Here is an 18,179-nt window from a genome sequence, read left to right as displayed (position 1 = left end):
CTCCTTGGCAAGGAAAGTCTCCATGAAGCGGATCGGCATCCTCACCAGCGGCGGCGACTGCCCCGGACTGAACGCAGTCATCCGGGGAACCGTGAAAAGCGCCATCCAATTGGGCTACGAGGTGGTGGGCTTCTTGAAGGGCTACGAGGGACTGGTCGACCCGGTCACGTATATCCCGCTCAATGAGCGCAACACCAGCGGCATTCTCAACCAGGGCGGGACGATTCTCGGTTCGACCAACCGTGGGCGTTTCACCACCCGCAGTGGGGTCGACGACCGCCAGGAGCTCGATCCTGAGCTGGTCCGCGCCGTAGCCCTGACGGTCGATCAATTGGCGCTGGCCGGCCTGGTTTGCATCGGCGGCGACGGGTCACTTGGCATTGCCGAGCAACTCAACAACGCCGGCATCCCCGTGGTCGGCGTGCCCAAGACGATCGACAACGACCTGCTGTGCACGGCCTATACATTCGGCTTCGACAGCGCCGTGGCCTGCGCCACCGACGCGCTCGATCGAATGCACACCACCGCGGCCTCGCACGAGCGCGTGATGGTGCTCGAGGTCATGGGCCGCCACGCCGGCTGGATTGCGCTGCACTCGGGCGTGGCGGGCGGTGCCGACGTGATCTTGATCCCGGAGATCCCCTGGACGTTCGATTACGTGTGCCAAAAGATTCTCGATCGCGAGAAAAAGGGCAAGCGGTTCACGCTGCTCAGCGTCGCCGAAGGTGCCAACCTGCCCGACGGGAGCCTCGTCACCTCGGAAGGCAACGGTGCAGGACAGGCCCGACTGGGCGGCGTGGGTGAGATTGTTGCCCGCGAGATCACGCGGCGCATCGGCCGCGAGACGCGCTGCGTGGTGCTGGGCCATTTGCAGCGCGGCGGCCCCCCGACGACGTTCGACCGCGTGTTGGCCACGCAATTCGGCGTGCATGCCGTGCGTCTGATTCATCATCGCCGCTTCGGCGAAATGATTTGTTTCGTGCCGCCGCGGATCGGCAGCGTGCCGATTCGCGACGCCGTTTGCAGGTTGAGCCGAGTCGATCCCCAGGATTCGGCCGTGTTGGCCGCGCGGGCGCTCGGCATCAGCTTTGGCGACTGTGAGCCCGGCCGCAGCCCGTTCGCCAATTTTGATGCGAGCGTGTACGAACCGACGCTTGTGGCGAATTAGTTGGCAGGGGCATTTCCTTCGCCCTACAATTACCTCGTTCGTCCGCCGCAGCGTCACGGCGGACTGCGCAAGAACTTGATGCACTGCACTGCGGGTCACCAGGGCATGACCGGTCGCAGAGTTAGCCGCGCAAGATTTGTCTTGTTTGCGCTCACCCCCGTTGCGGTGTTGGCGGTGGGGGGCGAATCGGCGTTGCGGATCTGCGGCTTTCGCTTTAACCCGCACGATTTGAATCGGCCGGTATTCGAGCGCTCGAGCGCAGGGTATATCGAGACCTCCGACTTCTTTACCGACGAAACGCGCTTTGTGCCGTCGCCGTTTTGCGTGCCGCAACGGCTGCCGGCCATCAAGCCGCCGGGCACGACGCGGGTGGCCTTGCTCGGCGCATCGAGCGTGTACTTGTTGGGCACTGCCGAAGACCTTGCGGAACAGATTCGGCGGACCACCGGCAAACCCGTCGAAGTGCTTAATTTTGGTCTGCTCGGCTGCGGTTCTGATCGGGTGGTCCTCGCCGCTCGCGAAGCCCTCGAGCTTGATGCGGACATCGTCGTGGTCTATTGCGGGCACAACACGTTCACCAGCTTTTCCGACCCGCGCTGTTACTCGGTGCCGCCCTTTGGTTTGCGTGGCGTCGTGCGTCATTCGCGCGTCGTGCAGGCCGCCTGGTACGTGGCCGACAGGGTGCAACGGCAGCACAATCCAGCGGTCCACCCCGGCACGCAAAACTTTTTTGCACAGCAGAAGACGTATTCCGAAGCAGAGAAGCAGCAGCGCTATCGTGAATTCGAGGAGCATTTGCGCGAGATTGCCCGGCTGTGCCAACGCGCCAGACGACGCCTGATCTTTTCCACGTTGGCGTACAACGTGCTGTTGCCCCCATACGTCCACGGTAGCCGGTTCGAGCTAAGCCAGGTCAAGGGAATGTCGACCAACGCTCTCGAGGCCTGGTTGCAACAACGCCCGACGGACCTCCTTGTCAAGCATGAACTCGGCCTTCGCCGAATTGCCGCGGGCGACTTGCGGATCGGCCATGAGTTGATCGAGCAGGTGTTTGTGGAAAGCCCACGGCCCGATCGCGCCAACCGCCGCATCAACGACATCGCCAACCGCGTCGCGCGCGAAGCAGGCATCTGCCTGGTTGATGGACACCAGATCGTTGAACAGGTCTCCCCTCGCAGGCTTCCTGGCAGCGAGTTGCTTAACGACAACTGCCATCTCAATGACGCGGGAAATCGACTCCTGATCCATGAGATCGGGCGCATCATCTGCGAGCAGACGTGCACGGTGGATCAATCGGCCGCACTGTAGAACGGCGCCGCTGCTGGCGTGCCGTCGCCGGCCGAAAAGGCTACCGCAGCCGCGCATGGCAGAGCAGGTTCACACGAAGCCGATTCCGAGACGCTCGTTACGCGCCAAGTGCGTCACGGACCTGACGCAATTCGTCGGCCGTGCGCTCGGCCAGCGCCGTCACCTGACCCAGCTCGGTGCGCAGCTCGGCCACGTGCGATTGCAGCTCCCGAATCGCCGCCTGCAACAGCTCGACCTCGGCGGGACTTTGCCGCACCGGGGGCGGCGCCGGCGCTGAAATGCGGACCCCTGCAGGCGGCGCGGGCGGGGCAACGCGGACCGCTGGCGGTTCGGCCGATTCCGCCGCAGGCGCCGGGGCATGCGCCAGCGCTTCGCGACGGACCTTTTCGAGTTCCTCGGGCGGATAGCAGTTGTGGGTCAGAATGTGTCCGCGCCCCTCGGGCGAGAGGCCGATGATCAGCTTCTTGTCTTTCAGCGCCTGCACGACGGGGCGCAGCGCGGCCAGATCGGGAATCGAGTCCATGCGATCGGCCCGGCCGCGCAGCTCGCCCTCGGTTTGCGGGCCACGGAGCAGCAGTTCGGCCAATACGGCCAACTCGAATTTGCTGACGCCGAACCACTCGTAGCCCAGGTGGCGATACTTCGAGACACGCCCGTCGCCCTGGACCAGCACGATCGCCCCGGATGCCCGTAATCGCTCGAGCGCGGGCTCGAGCGAGTCGGCATCGTAGTTGGTCACCGGGTGCCGGTTATTCTTCTGATTGCAGCCCGTGACCAGCGCGTTGAGCGACAGCGGATAGCTGTCGGGCGTAGTCTTGGCCTTTTCGATGAGCACGCCCATGATGCGGCGTTCGACGCGATCGAGCGGCCGCCAGCGCGGGGGCGCGGCGTCGGTCGGAGCACTCGAACCACCTGCTGTCGCGTCGCTCATCATGCTACGAACTCCTTGCGGCGTGGTCCGCCACGGCATCGACCGGGCGGTCAGAGCGGCAGACCGTTCCAGCGTACGAACCCTTCCATCGCGAAATACTCCGGCAAGCCCAGCCGATTGTAGACGTCGGCCGTATGGCGGTTGCGGTCGACGGCCCGTTGCCAGAATTCGCGCGGATCGTCGGGCCCTGGAAACAGCGCCGAGTCTTTTTGCGATTCGTGGCGAAAGATGGCGTGCTTCTTGCGCTCGACGTCCTTCGGACTCAGCGGCAAAGCAAGCTCGATCTTGTCGGCGGGCCATTCCTGCCAGGCACCGCGATACAGCAAGACCTCGGGCCGCGCACCGCGCTGGGCCTCGATTTCGCTGAGCGCCAGAAAGATGGCCTCGGCGCACACGCGATGTGTCCCGTGCGGGTCCGACAGGTCACCCGCCACGTACACCTGGTCCGGATCGACGCGTTCAATCAGCTCGCGAATGATCCGTACGTCTTCGGCGCCCACCGGATTCTTGGCGATCGTGCCAGTACGATAAAACGGCAAATCGAGGAAGTGCAGGTTTTCTTCGCGGCAGCCACAGACGACGGCGCCGGCCTTGGCCTCGCTCCAGCGGATCAGCGCCTTGATCTTGAGCACGTGTTCGCAATCGGGTTCGCCAGGGCGCTTGCTGTCGAGTGCCGCGGTGACGCGCGACTCGACTTCCTGCGAACGCTCGTGATCGATGCCGAAGATGCGGTTGTACTCGGTGACCAGGTCGGCCACACGGCGGGCGTCGTGGTCGAACACGGCGATGTTGCCGCTGGTCATGTAGGCCACGTGCACTTCGTGGCCGTCGTCGACCAGCCGGATCAGGCACCCGCCCATGCTGATCACGTCGTCGTCGGGGTGCGGACTGAAACAGATGACCCGCTTGGGCTCGCGGCCAGCCGGGTGATATTCGATCGAATCCATCATCCAGCGAAACACGCGATGCGCGAGCTTTTGCGCCGGGCCGTGGTGACGCAACAACTGGTGCAGGTTGTGCTCACGGAAATCGTTGTCGTCGAGCTTCAACAGCGCCTTGCCCACGCGGTCGGCCAGCCAGAGCACGGCCTTCTTGATCCACTCGTCGGTCCAGTTGACGTTGCCGGCCAGCCACGGGGTGGCCACGCCCGTCAGCGCGCCGCTGGCTGCCCGATCGAGCAGGAACATGGCGTCGGGATGCTCGCGCAGGTAGCTCGCAGGCACGCGATCCGAAAGCGGCAATTCGGCCGCTTGTTGCACGATCTGCGCTTTATGCTCGCCCAGCGCGATGAGCACCACCTTGCGGGCCTCGAAGATCGTGCCGATCCCCATCGTGATGGCCGTCGCCGGGACGTTGTCCTCGCTGAAAAAATCGCTCGCGGCGTCTTTGCGCGTGATCGGGTCGAGCCGGGCGAGCCGCGTGCGGCTGCCACGAACGCTGAACGGCTCGTTGAAACCGATGTGGCCGTTACGGCCGATTCCCAAGAGCTGCAGATCGATCCCGCCGGCGCGGACGATCGCCTCTTCATAGCGCCGGCAGTGCTCTTCAACCTCGTCCTGAGACACCATGCCGTCGGGAATGTGAATGTTCTCCGGCCGGATATTGACGTGCCGGAAAAAATTGTCGTGCATCCAACGGTGGTAACTCTGCAACTGGTCGGGCGGTGTGCCGAAGTACTCGTCGAGGTTAAAGGTGACGACGCCCGCCAGGTCGAGCCCCTCGTCGCGATGCATGCGGACCAACTGCCGGTAGACGCCCAAGGGCGTCGAACCGGTCGGTAGACCGAACACCGCCAATTGTCCGACGCTGTTGCGCTCGCGAATGACCGCGGCCATCATCTGGGCCACGTAGCGGGCCAGATCCTGGTCGGATTCGAATACGTAGCAGGGCAGGGCGGTGCCCGGCACAATGCGGGCAGTCGGGGCGTGGGTCGCAGTCGCGGTGCTTGCCATGGTCACAGGGGGGATCGATACTGGGGCCCAGCCGAGCGGGGGGCCAGGGCGGCGAATCAAAGAGTATGGCAAAACGCGGCCCAGAAAGCTATCGGCTCGAGGCGCCGCAGACGTTGTGCGACATGCGAACAGCCTGTCGTGAAGGAGCTTAGCTCGTGACCGACGATTCGGCCCACGCCGGCAAACGACGGTTGTGCATCCTGGCCATTCATGCGCACCCGGATGACGTCGAGTTTCAGTGCGCTGGCACGCTCGCACACCTCGCCGCACAAGGCCACACGCTGGTCATCGCGACGATGACGGCCGGCGATTGCGGCAGCCGCGACAAGAGTCCGGCGGAAATCTCGACGATTCGCCGCCGCGAGGCACTCACCTCGGCCGAGCTGATCAACGCCGGATATATGTGTCTCGACTTTCGCGATCTGAGCATCGTGATCGACAACGAATCGAAACGTCGCGTGACGGAGGTGATCCGGGGCGTACGTCCCGACGTCGTCATCACGGCGCCGCCGGTCGATTACATGGACGATCACGAAGCGACCAGCCGGCTCGTGCGCGACGCCTGCTTCAACGCCAGTTGCCCGAACTATGCCACGCGCAAATGGGACCCCGCGCCGGCGACCGAGCGAATTCCCTATCTCTATTACGTCGATCCCATCGAAGGCGTCGACACCTGGGGCCAGCCGGTCCGGCCGCACTTCTACGTCGACATCTCCAACACCTTCGAGACAAAACAGCGGATGCTGGCCTGCCACGACAGCCAGCGGGCCTGGTTGCAGGCGCAGCACGGCGTCGACGAATATCTCGAATCGCAGCGGCGCTGGAGCGAAGCCCGCGGACAGGAAGCTGGCTTTGCCTTGGCCGAGGCGTTCCGGCAGCATCGCGGGCACCCCTATCCCCAGGACAATATCCTCGCAAAGTTGCTGGGCAGCCTGGTGAAGGCGGCGTCATGATCCGCTGCGATTCCTCCCGCCACACGTGCCTGACGAGCGCGGTGATTACGCTCGGTCTGTTCGCTGCACAGGTTGGTACGACCGCGATTCGCGCCGACGATCCGGCGATCGCTGCGGCGCTTTCGCGGCCGATTCTGGCCCCCGATCAGCCGTTGGCCGAGGTGCAGGCGTTCTGCACGGCCCGTGTGGCGCGGCTGCCGCGCTGTGCAACGCTTGCCGAATGGGAAGCCGAGGCCCAGCGCGTGCGCACGGCGATGCTCGACCAGGTGATTTTCCGCGGTGCCGCTCGGGACTGGCGCGCTGCGCCCTTGCAGGTCGAATGGCTCGAGACGATCCCCGGCGGGCCCGGCTACACGATTCAAAAACTGCGGTACGCAGCCTTGCCCGGGTTGTGGATTCCGGCGCTACTCTACGTACCGGATCACCTCTCAGGACGCGTGCCGGTGGTGCTCAACGTCAACGGCCACGACTCGCAAGGCAAGTCGGCGCCCTATAAACAGATGCGCTGCATCAACCAGGCCCGTCGCGGCATGCTCGCCATGAACGTGGAATGGCTGGGCATGGGGCAGTTGCGGGGCGACAACTGGCTGCATTACCGGGCCAATCAACTCGACCTATGCGGCACCAGCGCCGTGAGCGTCTTTTACCTGGCGATGCAGCGCGGACTCGACGTATTGCTCGCGCATCCGCAGGCCGACCCATCGCGCGTCGGCATGGCCGGTCTCTCCGGGGGCGGCTGGCAAACCATCTTCTTGAGTTCGCTCGACGAACGCGTCACGGCGGCCAATCCGGTCGCCGGCTATTCGAGCTTTCTGACCCGCGCGCAGTTTGTCTCCGACCTCGGCGACACGGAGCAGACCCCCAGCGACATGGCAGCGGTGGCCGACTACACGCACCTGACGGCCTTGCGGGCACCGCGGCCGACGCTGTTGACCTTCAATTCGAAGGACGACTGTTGCTTTCGTGCCGATCATGCCCTGCAGCCGTTGCTCGATGCGACCCAACCCATTTTCGCGCTGTATGGCCAGCCGCAACAGTTGCGCTGGCACGTCAACGACGATCCCGGCACTCACAACTTTCTGCTCGACAACCGGCAGCAGCTCTATCGCTTGTTGCTCGATGCCTTCTTCCCCAACGCACCCGGCAGCTCCACTGAGATCGAATGCGAGGCCGAAGTCAAAGCAGCGGCAGAGCTGGAAGTCGAGTTGCCCGAAGAGAATCTGGACTTTCACACGCTGGCCCGGCAACTGGCCGCGGGTCTGCCGCGGACAAATGCCGCCGGCACGGCCAACCAGCGCCGGCAGCGGCTCCGCGAGCTCGCGCGGTACCGCGAGGAAACTTGCCAAGTGGAAGAGGCCTGGCACACCAACGGCGAAACAATCACCATCCTTGGCCAGCGTCTTAAGATCGGCGACTGGTCCGTGCCCGTCGTCGAGTTCAAGCCGGCCGAGGTACAGGGGACGACCCTGCTCATCGCCGACGGCGGGCGAACGACTGGCGCCGCGGAGATCGCACGGCTGCTTTCCGAGAAGCAGCGCGTCGTCGCCGTCGACCCGTTCTACTTCGGCGAATCGAAGATCAGCCAGCGCGATTTCCTGTACGCGATGCTCGTGGCGGGCGTGGGCGAGCGACCCCTGGGCGTGCAGGCCAGTCAACTGGCGGCCGTGGCAAGCTGGGCCCGCTCCGGCGATCGGGCGCCTGCTCTTGTCGCGCAGGGACCACGTACAAGCCTGATCGCACAGGTTGCTGCCGCCTGCGCACCGGACCGCTTTGCCCAGGTCTCTACCCAGGATGCCCTGGGCAGCCTGCACCAGGTGATCGAGAACAACTGGAGCGTTGACCTGTTTCCCGAGCTGTTTTGTTTTGGCTTGCTGGCCGAATTCGACGTGCCCGAGCTGCTCCAGCTCGCCGATCCCGCCCGGTAAGGGGGAGGCGCGGCGGTGTTCCTTGTCGGGCGGTCTGCCCGCATGAGCCGCGGGGCGCGCCGGCCGTTTCGCGAAAGGCAATCCGCATGCAAGACTAACACAAACCAAACACAGCACTGCTACCACGGAGGGCCAAGGCGAGAAAAGGAGACCTCTGTGAAGACTGCCGTCATGACGAAAGAACACATCCTGGTCGTTGACGATGAGGAAGACCTGCTGGAACTGGTGAACTTCAACCTCACCAAGGAAGGCTATCGGGTCACTTGCCTCAACACGGGCGAGGATGCCACGAAACGTGTTCGCTCCGAGATGCCGGACCTGGTCATCCTCGACCTGCTGCTGCCGCGGGTCGACGGGCTGGAGCTGTGCCGGATGCTCAAGTCCGACGAGCGGACCAAGAACATCCCTATCGTCATGCTCACGGCTAAGGGCGAAGAGGCAGACGTCGTGACCGGGCTGGAACTGGGCGCCGACGACTACATCACCAAGCCGTTCAGCCCCAGGGTGCTCATGGCGCGCATCAAGGCGGTGCTCCGGCGCAGCCAGCGGCTCGAGAACGAAGACGACGACAAGGTCATTCGCACGGGCAGCCTGACGATCCACCCGGGCCGGCACGAGGTGATTCTGGCCGGCAAACCGGTCGCACTGACCTTGTCGGAGTTTCGCCTGTTGCATTTCCTGGCACAACGGCCAGGTTGGGTCTTTACGCGGTCCCAGATTGTCGACGCCGTCAAGGGCAACGACTACCCTGTCACGGAGCGTTCGGTAGACGTGCAGATCGTGGGGCTCCGCAAGAAACTTGGCGACTTCGGCCGCACGATCGAGACGGTCCGCGGTGTCGGATATCGCTTTCGCGAGTAGGGCATGCGACGCCGACGGCTGATCTGGCAGTTTTTCATCTCGTTTCTGCTGGTCACCATCGGCTCGCTGCTGGCGGCAGGCTGGTTCGCGTCGAACAGCTTCTACCAGTTTCACCTGGCCGAGGTGAACAATCAGCTGCACACGCAGTGCCTGTTGTTGCGGGCTCAGCTCGCACCCGGCTTCTCCGCGGACAACCGCGCGGGGCTGCAGGCCGCATGCCAGGCGTTTGCCGACGCCACGCGGTCGCGGGTCACGCTGATCTTGCCCAACGGCGATGTGCTCTGCGATACGCAGCAAGACCCGCGGACGATGGCCAACCACGCCGACCGCCCCGAATTCAAACGGGCCATGGGTTCCGGCGAGGGGACCGCCACGCGGCTCAGCGCCACCGTAGGTGAACGGCTGCTGTACTGCGCCGTTCCCATCACGCGCGACGGTCAACCCGTCGCCGTGGTCCGGACGAGTCTCTCGCTGCAGCGCATCCTACAGGGAGTGCGCGACATGCAACTGCGCATCGCGGGCGCGGGCCTGGGCATTCTGCTGCTGGCGGCCTCGTTGTGCTGGTATCTCACCCGGCGATTCGCACAACCACTCGAAGAGATTCGCCGCGGTGCCGAGCGATTTGCGCGCGGGGAATTGAATTACAAACTGCTCGTGCCGCAAACGGCCGAATTGGCCGACGTCGCCGAGGCGCTCAATCAAATGGCCGCGCAGCTCGAGGACCGCATTCGCACGATCTCGCGCCAAGGGCACGAACAACAAGCCATGCTGGCCAGCATGGTCGAAGGCGTGCTGGCCGTCGATCCGGCGCAGCGCCTCATCACGCTCAATCGCGCCGCGGCGGAGCTGCTGTCGTGCGACTTGCGGGAGAGCCCCGGCCGCAGCCTGCAGGAGGTCGTACGCAGCGCCGAATTGCGGCAATTCGTCGCCGAGGCCTTGCAAGGGCGCCGACCGCTTGAGACCGACGTCGTACTGCCCGGCGAAGAAGGACGCGTGCTGCAGGCGCATGGTACAGCTCTGCGCGATGCGGCCAACGGGGCCGTGGGCGCGGTCATCGTCCTGAATGACGTGACGCAACTGCGCAAGCTGGAGAATCTGCGCCGCGATTTCGTGGCCAATGTCTCGCACGAATTGCGCACGCCGATCACCTCAATCAAAGGGTTTGTCGAAACCCTGCTCGACGGCGCGATCGACAACCGGGAAGACGCGGTACGGTTCTTGGAAATCGTCGCCCGCCAGGCCGATCGTCTCAACGCGATCATCGAAGACTTGTTGTCCTTGTCCAAGATCGAACAGGGGGCCGAAGATATTGTCCGCGGCGAGACCCCGCTACGGCCGATCCTCGAATCGGCCATGCTCGTCTGCGCCACCAAGGCGTCGGAGCGCTCGATCGAGGTCAAGCTGCAATGTCCCGACGACTTGACGGCGCTGGCGAACGCACCACTGCTCGAGCAGGCCGTCGTCAATCTGCTCGACAATGCGATCAAGTACAGCGACCCGACGAGCGAGGTCCAGATTCGCGCCGACCAACGGAACGGCGAAGTCACCATCGCCGTGGCCGACCGCGGCTGCGGCATCGAGGCCGATCACCTGCCTCGCCTTTGGGAGCGCTTCTATCGCGTCGATAAGGCCCGGAGCCGCAAGCTGGGCGGTACGGGACTAGGACTTTCGATCGTCAAACACATTGTCAACGCACACCACGGCCGGGTGACCGTCGAGAGCCAACCCGGTACGGGCAGCACCTTTGTGATTCGGCTGCCGACGTGAGCGCCGCGTACATTCGCCGCAGGGGAGCCGGTCGTTAACACGAACCTAACAATCAATCGCTACCATACGGCTCGCGATCAGCTGGAAATCGCAACCCATTTAAAATCAAGATCTTACGATGCGACCGCCGGACGGCAAACTCATTTCAGCGTGGGCCGCCTGCTGGCTGGCGCTGGTTTGCTGCTGCCTGGCAGGGTGCGAGCCGACGGCGGCAGGCTCGAACCAGACGGCGGATCAAGCCTCGATCCAACTGAGCGGTGCTGGCGCTACTTTTCCCGAGCCCATCTACACGAAGTGGGCCGGCCAGTTCGCCGAACTGAACCCGGTGACTGTCAACTACCAACCGATCGGCTCTGGCGGCGGCATCGCGCAGGCCAAGGCGCGGACCGTCGACTTCGGCGCGTCGGATGCCCCGCTCAAGCCCAAGGAGCTCGCCGAGGCCGACCTGCTGCAGTTTCCGATGGTCGTGGGCGGCGTCGTTCCGGTGGTGAATCTCGACGGAATTGCTCCCGGCCAGCTGTGTTTGAACGCCGAGGTCTTCATCGATCTGCTGCTGGGGGAAATCCGCCGCTGGGACGATCCGCGGTTGGTCGAACTGAACCCCGGCCTCAAGTTGCCGAGCCGCGACGTGACCGTGGTTTACCGTTCCGACCCCAGCGGCACGACTTGGATCTTCACGAACTATCTGGCCGCGGCCTCGGCTAAATGGAAATCGCGCGTCGGTGCCGGCAAGGGCGTCGACTGGCCCGTCGGCATTGCCGGCAAAGGCAACCAAGGCGTCGCCACGTATGTCAGCCGCATCCAGGGTGCGATCGGGTATGTCGAGTTTGCCTATGCCAAGCTGGCCCGGCTCACGACCACCCAGCTCGAAAACGCCGCGGGCCAGTTCGTGCAGCCGAGCCTCGAATCGTTTCAAGCGGCGGCCGATCATGCCGATTGGGCCAGCGCCCAGGACTACTATCTGATCCTCGTCAACCAGCCGGGCGATCAAACCTGGCCGATCACCGGCGCATCGTTCATCGTCATGCAGCGTCAGGGCCACAAGCCTGAGCGCATCCAGGCCATGCTGGCGTTTTTCGACTGGTGCTATGCCCATGGCGCAGACCTGGCGCGCGAACTCGACTATGCCCCGCTGCCCGAAAACGTCGCAGACCTGGTGCGGGCTTCGTGGCGCGGAGTTTGGCCCGCGGCGATGCCTCAGGCTGCCGCAGCGCCGGCCAGCACCGCGACCGCGGAGGCGCGGCCATGAACCGAGGCGAGACGTCGCACACTCCGGGCGACTTCATTTTCCGAGTGTTGGCCATCGTCTCCGGCGCGTTGATTCTGCTGCTGATGCTCGGGATGCTCATGCTGCTGGCCTACTATGCCTGGCCGGCCATCGCGCACTTTGGCCCCGCGTTTCTCGTCTCCCAGGACTGGGACCCGGTGAATAAAGAATTTGGCGCCTTGAGCAGCATTTACGGCACGCTGGCCTCGACGGCCATCGCGATGCTGTTGGCGGCGCCCCTGGGACTGGTGACGGCCATCTTTCTGGTCGAAGTCGCGCCGCCAGGCGTGAGTCGCGTTGTCGGCGGCGCGCTCGAGCTGTTGGCGGCCATCCCCAGCATCATTTTCGGCATGTGGGGCTTTTTCGTTTTCGTTCCCTGGATGGCCGAATATGTACAGCCCGGTTTGAACCAATTGTTCGGCTGGACCCCGCTCTTCAGCGGCCCCAAGCATGGACTGGGCATCCTCACCAGCGGGATCATCCTGGCATTGATGGTGCTGCCGTTCATCTGTGCGGTCAGTCGCGACGTACTCAGGATCGTCCCGCCGGTGATGAAGGAATCGGCCTACGGCCTGGGGGCGACGACCTGGGAAGTCACTTCACAAGTCAGCCTGCGCTACGGCATGCTCGGTATCGCGGGCGGGATGTTCCTGGGACTTGGCCGGGCCATTGGCGAAACGATGGCCGTGACGTTCGTGATCGGCAGCAACCACAAGTTGTCGGCCTCGCTGTTCGACGCCGGGAACACGATCGCCTCGACGTTGGCCAACGAGTTTGCCGAGTCGGAGCGGTTTTCGCTGCACCAGAGCGTGCTCATCGAGCTGGGCCTGATCCTGTTCGTCATCACTCTCGTGTTCCAGGTGCTCGCGCAGCTCTGGCTGCGCGGTTTGCGTCAGGCGGGAGGTGCCCGATGAGCCAACCGCGCAGCGTGGCGCAGCGTCAGGGGGTCGATTTCGCCGTCAAAGTCTTGTCGAGCGCGGCGGCGATCGTCGGGCTGGTGTTTCTGGCGTCGATTCTCTACACGGTGCTCTGGCGCGGCGTCGGCGCGTTCGGACTCGCGTTTTTCACCATGAAAACCGCCCCCCCGCTCGAAGGCGGTGGCATGGGGAATGCCATCCTGGGATCCATGCTCATCACGGCCCTGGCAACGCTGACGGGCGTGCCGCTGGGGGTGATGGCCGGCGTGTTCCTGGCCGAGTTTGCCCGCCACAATCGGTGGGGCACGTACGTGCGCTTTGCCTGCGATGTGCTGATGGGCACCCCCTCGATTCTCGTCGGCGTGTTCGTCTACACGCTGTTGGTCGTGCCGATGAAGCAGTTTTCGGCCTCTGCGGGCGCTGCAGCCTTGGCCATTATCATGCTGCCGATTATTGCCCGCACGACCGACGACATGCTCCGGCTGGTGCCTGACGCCCTGCGCGAATCGGCGCTGGCGTTGGGCGCACCGCGGTGGAAGACGACGCTCGACATCGTGTTTCGCGCCGCCAAGGGGGGGCTGCTCACGGGCATCATCCTGGCCGTGGCCCGGGTGAGCGGCGAGACGGCCCCGCTGCTGTTTACCGCGCTGAACAATTCCGCCTGGCCGACCGGTCTGGGCGGTCCGACTGCAAACCTGACGGTGACCATCTACAATCGCGCGATGAGCCCCTTTCCGGACTGGCAGCAAATGGCCTGGGGAGCATCGCTGTTGATCACCGCGGCCGTATTGTGTTTGAACATCGTCGCGCGCTACTTTCTGCAGCCGAGACATTGACCATGTTGGCCGAAGACAGCGAACTGATCCGCCGCGCCCGCAATCTGCCCGGCGATGCCCCCGTGGAGACCGGACCGCCGAAGATTTCCGTGCGGCGGTTGAATTTCCACTATGGCAATCACCAGGCGCTGTTCGACAACAACATCGATATCGCCGCCAACCGGGTCACGGCGGTCATCGGACCCTCGGGCTGCGGCAAGTCGACGCATTTGCGCGTCTACAACCGCATCTACCAGCTTTACCGCGAGCAGCGGGCCGACGGCGAAGTGCTGCTCGACGGCAAGAACCTGCTCGACCAATCGACCAACGTGCTCGAGCTGCGCAAGCGCGTGGGCATGATTTTTCAGAAGCCGACGCCGTTTCCCATGTCGGTCTTCGACAACGTGGCCTATGGCCTGCGGCTGCACCAGCGCATGCCCAAGAGCGAGCTGACCGATCGCGTCGAGCGCGCGCTGCGGCAGGCGGCCCTCTGGGACGAAGTCAATCGCAAGCTGCACCAGCACGGCACCGCGCTCTCGGGCGGACAACAGCAGCGTCTCTGCATTGCCCGGGCCGTGGCCGTCGAGCCCGAGGTGCTGCTGATGGACGAACCCTGTTCGGCGATCGATCCCGTCGGCACGGCCAAGATCGAGGACCTGATCACGAACCTGCGCAGCAGCTACACGATCATCCTGGTAACGCACAATTTGCAGCAGGCCGCGCGGGTTTCGGACGACACGGCGTTCTTCTACCAGGGGCGCATCGTCGAGTTTGGCCCGACGAAGCAGATCTTCACCAATCCGCAGCAGAAGCAGACCGAAGCCTACATCACCGGCCGCTTCGGTTGAGCCCCGCGCGGCGGCACTTCTCTTGACCCCCAGGGCAAATCCAGGCATAAGCAGGTTGGGGAGGAACCGGTTTCACACCGGGCCCTAGAATCCATTTGCCGTTTTCGATCCCCGGGCTGGAAAGACTGGCATGTCGCAACACCTGCAACGTCAGATCGAGGTCCTCAAGGAAAAGATCCTCTCCGTCGGTGCGTTGGTCGAGCGCGCGATCGCCCGGGCGATCACGGCCATCATGAAGCGCGACCCCGAACTGGCCCAGGACGTCATCGATGCCGATGACGAGATCGACCACATGGAGGTCGACGTCGAGGAAGAGTGCCTCAAGACGCTGGCGCTCTACCAGCCCGTCGCGGCCGATCTGCGGTTCGTCGTCGCCATCCTCAAGATCAACAACGATCTGGAGCGCATGGGCGACCTGGCGGCGAACATCGCCAAGCGCGTGATTTATCTGGCCCGCCACGATCCCGTCGAGATTCCGACCGACATGCGCGAGCTGGCCGCGCGGTCGCAATCGATGGTCAGCCGCAGTCTCGATGCGCTGGTCAGCCAGGATGTGAACCTGGCCCAAGAGGTCCGCGCCGACGACGACGAAGTCGATGCCCTGCGGCGCTCGATCAACAGCCTGCTCAAGGCGCGGATGCTCGATTCTCCCGACCAGACCGAAACGCTGATGAAGCTGCACTCGGTCACGAAGCACCTCGAGCGGCTGGGCGATATGGCCACGAATATCGCCGAAGACGTCATCTACATGGTCGAAGGGTCCATCGTGCGGCATCTGCACGACGATTAAGCGCGCCGCTGAGCGACCGGGGCGGCGCCGCCGGTACAAGCCCGGGGCCCTACGGCCGGGGCAACACTTCCAGATCGGGACGCAAGCGGCGCAACCGCGCGCGGCCTTCGGCCGTAACGCGCGTTGCCCCGAGGCCCACGAACCGGCAGCCCAACGGCAATCGCGCCAGATCGTCCACACACGCGTCGGTCACGGCGGTCGAATCCAAGTCGATCTCGATCAGCGCGGGGAGCCGAACCAGGATCTTTACGGCCTGGTCGGTGATTTGCGAGTTTCGCAGCCGCACAATTTCGGTCCCCCGGCAGTCGGCCAGCAACCGGACGTCGTCATCGCCGAAGGCGATTGCATTCCGCATCCATACCGAACTGCCAAGCGACGGCTCGGAGTTCAGATCGCCGACATCGACCATGACGATCTGGTCATATCGCAACAGCGACCAACCGGCGCGTTGCGTCAACACGATGGCCCCCGCCGTGGTCAGGGCGTCAGCAACGGCCGCCTCGTGCCGTGCTCTGCGCATTTCCTGGTTGATGCGCAGCCCGACCACCGCCAACAGCACGGCCACGACCGTAACGACCAGTACCAGCGTGCGCAACGAGTATTTCATAGGACAGCGGGCCGCCTATAAGCTCCATTGCGCGGGCGATTCCCGCATCGGCTGGCGATTGCCGTAGCGCTCGAGTTGTCCGCGCAGCCGCTCGATCAGGTGCTTCCAGCGCGGCGCCGCTTGTGCTTCGTCGAGCTGCCGCGCGCGGCGCAGCGCCTCGGTCGCGACGTCGATCGCCGGGACCAATTCGCCGTTTTCGGCCAGCGCCGCGGCGCGCACTGCCAGGTGTTCAGGGTTACCCGCTTCGGGTGCTTCTTCGCCACGGGCAACCAGGGCCAGCGCGGCGGCGCCGTTGCGCAAAGTGTCGTCGGTGCTCGTCGCCCGAATCCAAGCCAGGCGATCGGCAATCACCAGATCGTACTTCGCGCGCAGGAAGTCTTCGTACAGGGCGATCGCCTCATTCAGCTTGCCCCCTCTTGCGAGCATGACGCCCGTCGCCGCCACGGCGACCGGGAACTGCGCGGTCTCGGGGCTTTGCAAGGCCAGTGCCAGCCGCGGCGCGGCGGCTTCGTCGCGCCCCTGGGCCACCAACGCGGCCCCCATCAACGCGTCGATGGGCTCGTGGGGGTAGCCGAGCTTCTGCGCCCGATTGAACAGCTCGACGGCGCGGTCGAGTGCTTCCCGACGCTCCCACAGCGAGACGCCGTAGTTGAAGAAGCCGACGGCACGGCGCGGCTCCAACTGGGTGCCGCGCTCGTAGTGGGGAAGTGCCGCGCGGAAATCACCGACGGCTGCCAGCTCGTTCGCCATCCCCAGGTGAGCGGCCCCATTGTCCCGAGTCACCGACAAGGCCCGGGCAAACAAGGTCTGCGGCGAGCTCCAGTACGTCATCTGCTCGCGGCTGGCGATGTAGTAGCTCGCGCCCATTGCCAGCAGGCAAACCGACGCCAGGACGCGCAAGCCCCGCCGCCCGGCGATGCTGCGGTCGAGCGTCTCGGCCAGGGCCCACAAGACACCGATCATCGGCAAGTACGTGTAGCGATCGGCCATCGACTGCGTACCCACTTGGACCAGTCCGATCACCGGTACCAGGGTACCCAGGTACCACAGCCAGCCGACGGACAGCCAAGGCAGCCGATTGCGCAGCCACAAGACCAGCAAGGTGATCAGCACGACGACGCCCGCACACAGCGCCAACTCGCCCGTGTTCAGCGCCTGAGGCGTAGGGTAGGGGATGGCCAGGTCCTCGGGCCGAATCATCATGGCCAGGTACTCGGCATATGCGATCACGGCCTGCGCCACGCGGCGCGGCAGCGGAAACGCGTCGAGTCCTTCGACCGCACCCTGCGACCGTTGCACGAGAAACGTCACCACGCTGCCCGCCGCGGCCAGGGCGAACAGGGGCAGTTTCTCAAGCACCCTGTGCGCGAAGCGCAGCCGCCCTTGGCGGTCGAACACGTCGTCCCAGCGCATTCGCCCGAGCGGCCAGACATCGAGCAGCAGCAACACAAACGGCAGTGTCACCACCATCGGCTTGCTCAACAGCCCAAGCACCATCCCGGCGACGACGGCCAGGTAGCGCCCCCAGCCAGGGCGCCGTACGTACCAGGCGTATGCTGCCAGCGTCGCGATCCAGAACATACCGGCGAGCAGGTCCTTGCGCTCGGAGATCCAAGCCACGCTTTCGACGCGCAGCGGATGCCAAGCAAAGCCCGCCGCCACGACGGTCGCCACCCACGCCCGGCTGCCCAGCATCAACAGGGCCACCAGCAGCAGCGACGCATTGACGGCATGCAGCGCGGCATTCGTCAGATGATGCCCGGCGGGAGGATTGGCCACGCCGTAGAGCTCGCTGTCGAGCATGTGCGACAGCATTGTCAGCGGGTGCCAGTTGGCGGCCACGGGTTCGGTCAGCGCCCAGCGCAAGCTGTCCGAGGTCCAGCCAATAGCAACGTGCGGGTTGGCGTAGACGTAGTAGGGGTCGTCGAGCGTGACGAACGCGTAGTGTCGCGTCGGCAGATAGAGCACGAACGTCAGCAAGCCCAGGACCAAGGCAACCAACCAGGCGGACACCGGTATGCTCGGCGCCGTCGCCGACGAAAGGCTCGTCTCGGGCAAACTGTGCGCGGC

General features: G+C 64.6%; 15 protein-coding genes. 11 read left to right on the top strand and 4 right to left on the bottom strand.

The features are described 5' to 3' along the window. Positions 1-22: 22 nt before the first annotated feature. Complete coding sequence (locus tag K1X74_15200; protein ID MBX7167676.1) at positions 23-1,168, top strand: ATP-dependent 6-phosphofructokinase; 1,146 nt, start codon at positions 23-25, stop codon at positions 1,166-1,168. A 141-nt stretch (positions 1,169-1,309) separates the two neighbouring features. After that, positions 1,310-2,476: an SGNH/GDSL hydrolase family protein gene (locus tag K1X74_15195; GenBank protein MBX7167675.1), complete on the top strand. Its 1,167-nt coding sequence runs from the start codon at positions 1,310-1,312 to the stop codon at positions 2,474-2,476. A gap of 97 nt (positions 2,477-2,573) precedes the next feature. Here K1X74_15195 and K1X74_15190 read toward each other — a convergent pair whose 3' ends face one another. Together K1X74_15190 and nagB are read right to left on the bottom strand one after the other, a co-directional pair. Then, complete coding sequence (locus K1X74_15190; protein MBX7167674.1) at positions 2,574-3,410, bottom strand: YceH family protein; 837 nt, start codon at positions 3,408-3,410, stop codon at positions 2,574-2,576. Between the two features lie 47 nt (positions 3,411-3,457). Beyond that, complete coding sequence (gene nagB, locus K1X74_15185) at positions 3,458-5,359, bottom strand: glucosamine-6-phosphate deaminase (protein MBX7167673.1); 1,902 nt, start codon at positions 5,357-5,359, stop codon at positions 3,458-3,460. 155 nt (positions 5,360-5,514) lie between these two features. Between nagB and K1X74_15180 the strand changes: the two genes are divergently transcribed. The 9 genes from K1X74_15180 to phoU all read left to right on the top strand — a co-directional run bounded on the left by K1X74_15180 (position 5,515) and on the right by phoU (position 15,502). Further along, positions 5,515-6,312, top strand: a complete 798-nt coding sequence (locus tag K1X74_15180; protein ID MBX7167672.1) for a PIG-L family deacetylase — start codon at positions 5,515-5,517, stop codon at positions 6,310-6,312. Continuing rightward, complete coding sequence (locus tag K1X74_15175) at positions 6,309-8,237, top strand: acetylxylan esterase (protein ID MBX7167671.1); 1,929 nt, start codon at positions 6,309-6,311, stop codon at positions 8,235-8,237. Before K1X74_15180 ends, K1X74_15175 begins: the two co-directional genes overlap by 4 nt. A gap of 156 nt (positions 8,238-8,393) precedes the next feature. After that, the gene (locus K1X74_15170) at positions 8,394-9,098 is read left to right on the top strand and encodes a response regulator transcription factor (protein MBX7167670.1); all 705 of its coding nucleotides are present in this window, start codon (positions 8,394-8,396) and stop codon (positions 9,096-9,098) included. 3 nt (positions 9,099-9,101) lie between these two features. Continuing rightward, the gene (locus K1X74_15165; GenBank protein MBX7167669.1) at positions 9,102-10,865 is read left to right on the top strand and encodes a PAS domain-containing protein; all 1,764 of its coding nucleotides are present in this window, start codon (positions 9,102-9,104) and stop codon (positions 10,863-10,865) included. Between the two features lie 118 nt (positions 10,866-10,983). Next, the gene (pstS, locus tag K1X74_15160; protein MBX7167668.1) at positions 10,984-12,114 is read left to right on the top strand and encodes a phosphate ABC transporter substrate-binding protein PstS; all 1,131 of its coding nucleotides are present in this window, start codon (positions 10,984-10,986) and stop codon (positions 12,112-12,114) included. Continuing rightward, positions 12,111-13,046, top strand: a complete 936-nt coding sequence (gene pstC, locus K1X74_15155; GenBank protein ID MBX7167667.1) for a phosphate ABC transporter permease subunit PstC — start codon at positions 12,111-12,113, stop codon at positions 13,044-13,046. The genes pstS and pstC overlap by 4 nt, the downstream gene beginning before the upstream one ends. Next, on the top strand, positions 13,043-13,885 hold the full coding sequence (pstA, locus tag K1X74_15150) for a phosphate ABC transporter permease PstA (GenBank protein ID MBX7167666.1): 843 nt from the start codon (positions 13,043-13,045) through the stop codon (positions 13,883-13,885). The genes pstC and pstA overlap by 4 nt, the downstream gene beginning before the upstream one ends. Positions 13,886-13,887: 2 nt before the next feature. After that, a complete protein-coding gene (pstB, locus tag K1X74_15145; GenBank protein MBX7167665.1) occupies positions 13,888-14,712 on the top strand; it encodes a phosphate ABC transporter ATP-binding protein PstB in 825 nt (274 codons plus the stop codon). A 130-nt stretch (positions 14,713-14,842) separates the two neighbouring features. After that, entirely contained in the window at positions 14,843-15,502 is a 660-nt protein-coding gene (gene phoU / locus K1X74_15140; protein MBX7167664.1) for a phosphate signaling complex protein PhoU, read from the top strand. A gap of 49 nt (positions 15,503-15,551) precedes the next feature. Here the strand turns inward: phoU and K1X74_15135 are convergent, their stop codons facing one another. Together K1X74_15135 and K1X74_15130 are read right to left on the bottom strand one after the other, a co-directional pair. Beyond that, entirely contained in the window at positions 15,552-16,109 is a 558-nt protein-coding gene (locus tag K1X74_15135) for a hypothetical protein (GenBank protein MBX7167663.1), read from the bottom strand. A gap of 15 nt (positions 16,110-16,124) precedes the next feature. Beyond that, positions 16,125-18,122: a hypothetical protein gene (locus K1X74_15130; GenBank protein MBX7167662.1), complete on the bottom strand. Its 1,998-nt coding sequence runs from the start codon at positions 18,120-18,122 to the stop codon at positions 16,125-16,127. Between the last annotated feature and the right edge of the window lie 57 nt (positions 18,123-18,179).

Source organism: Pirellulales bacterium (genome assembly GCA_019694435.1).
Classification (GTDB): Bacteria; Planctomycetota; Planctomycetia; order Pirellulales; family JAEUIK01; genus JAIBBZ01.
Note: the sequence above shows the minus strand (reverse complement) of the source record. Positions and strands in the feature narration are given on the sequence as shown.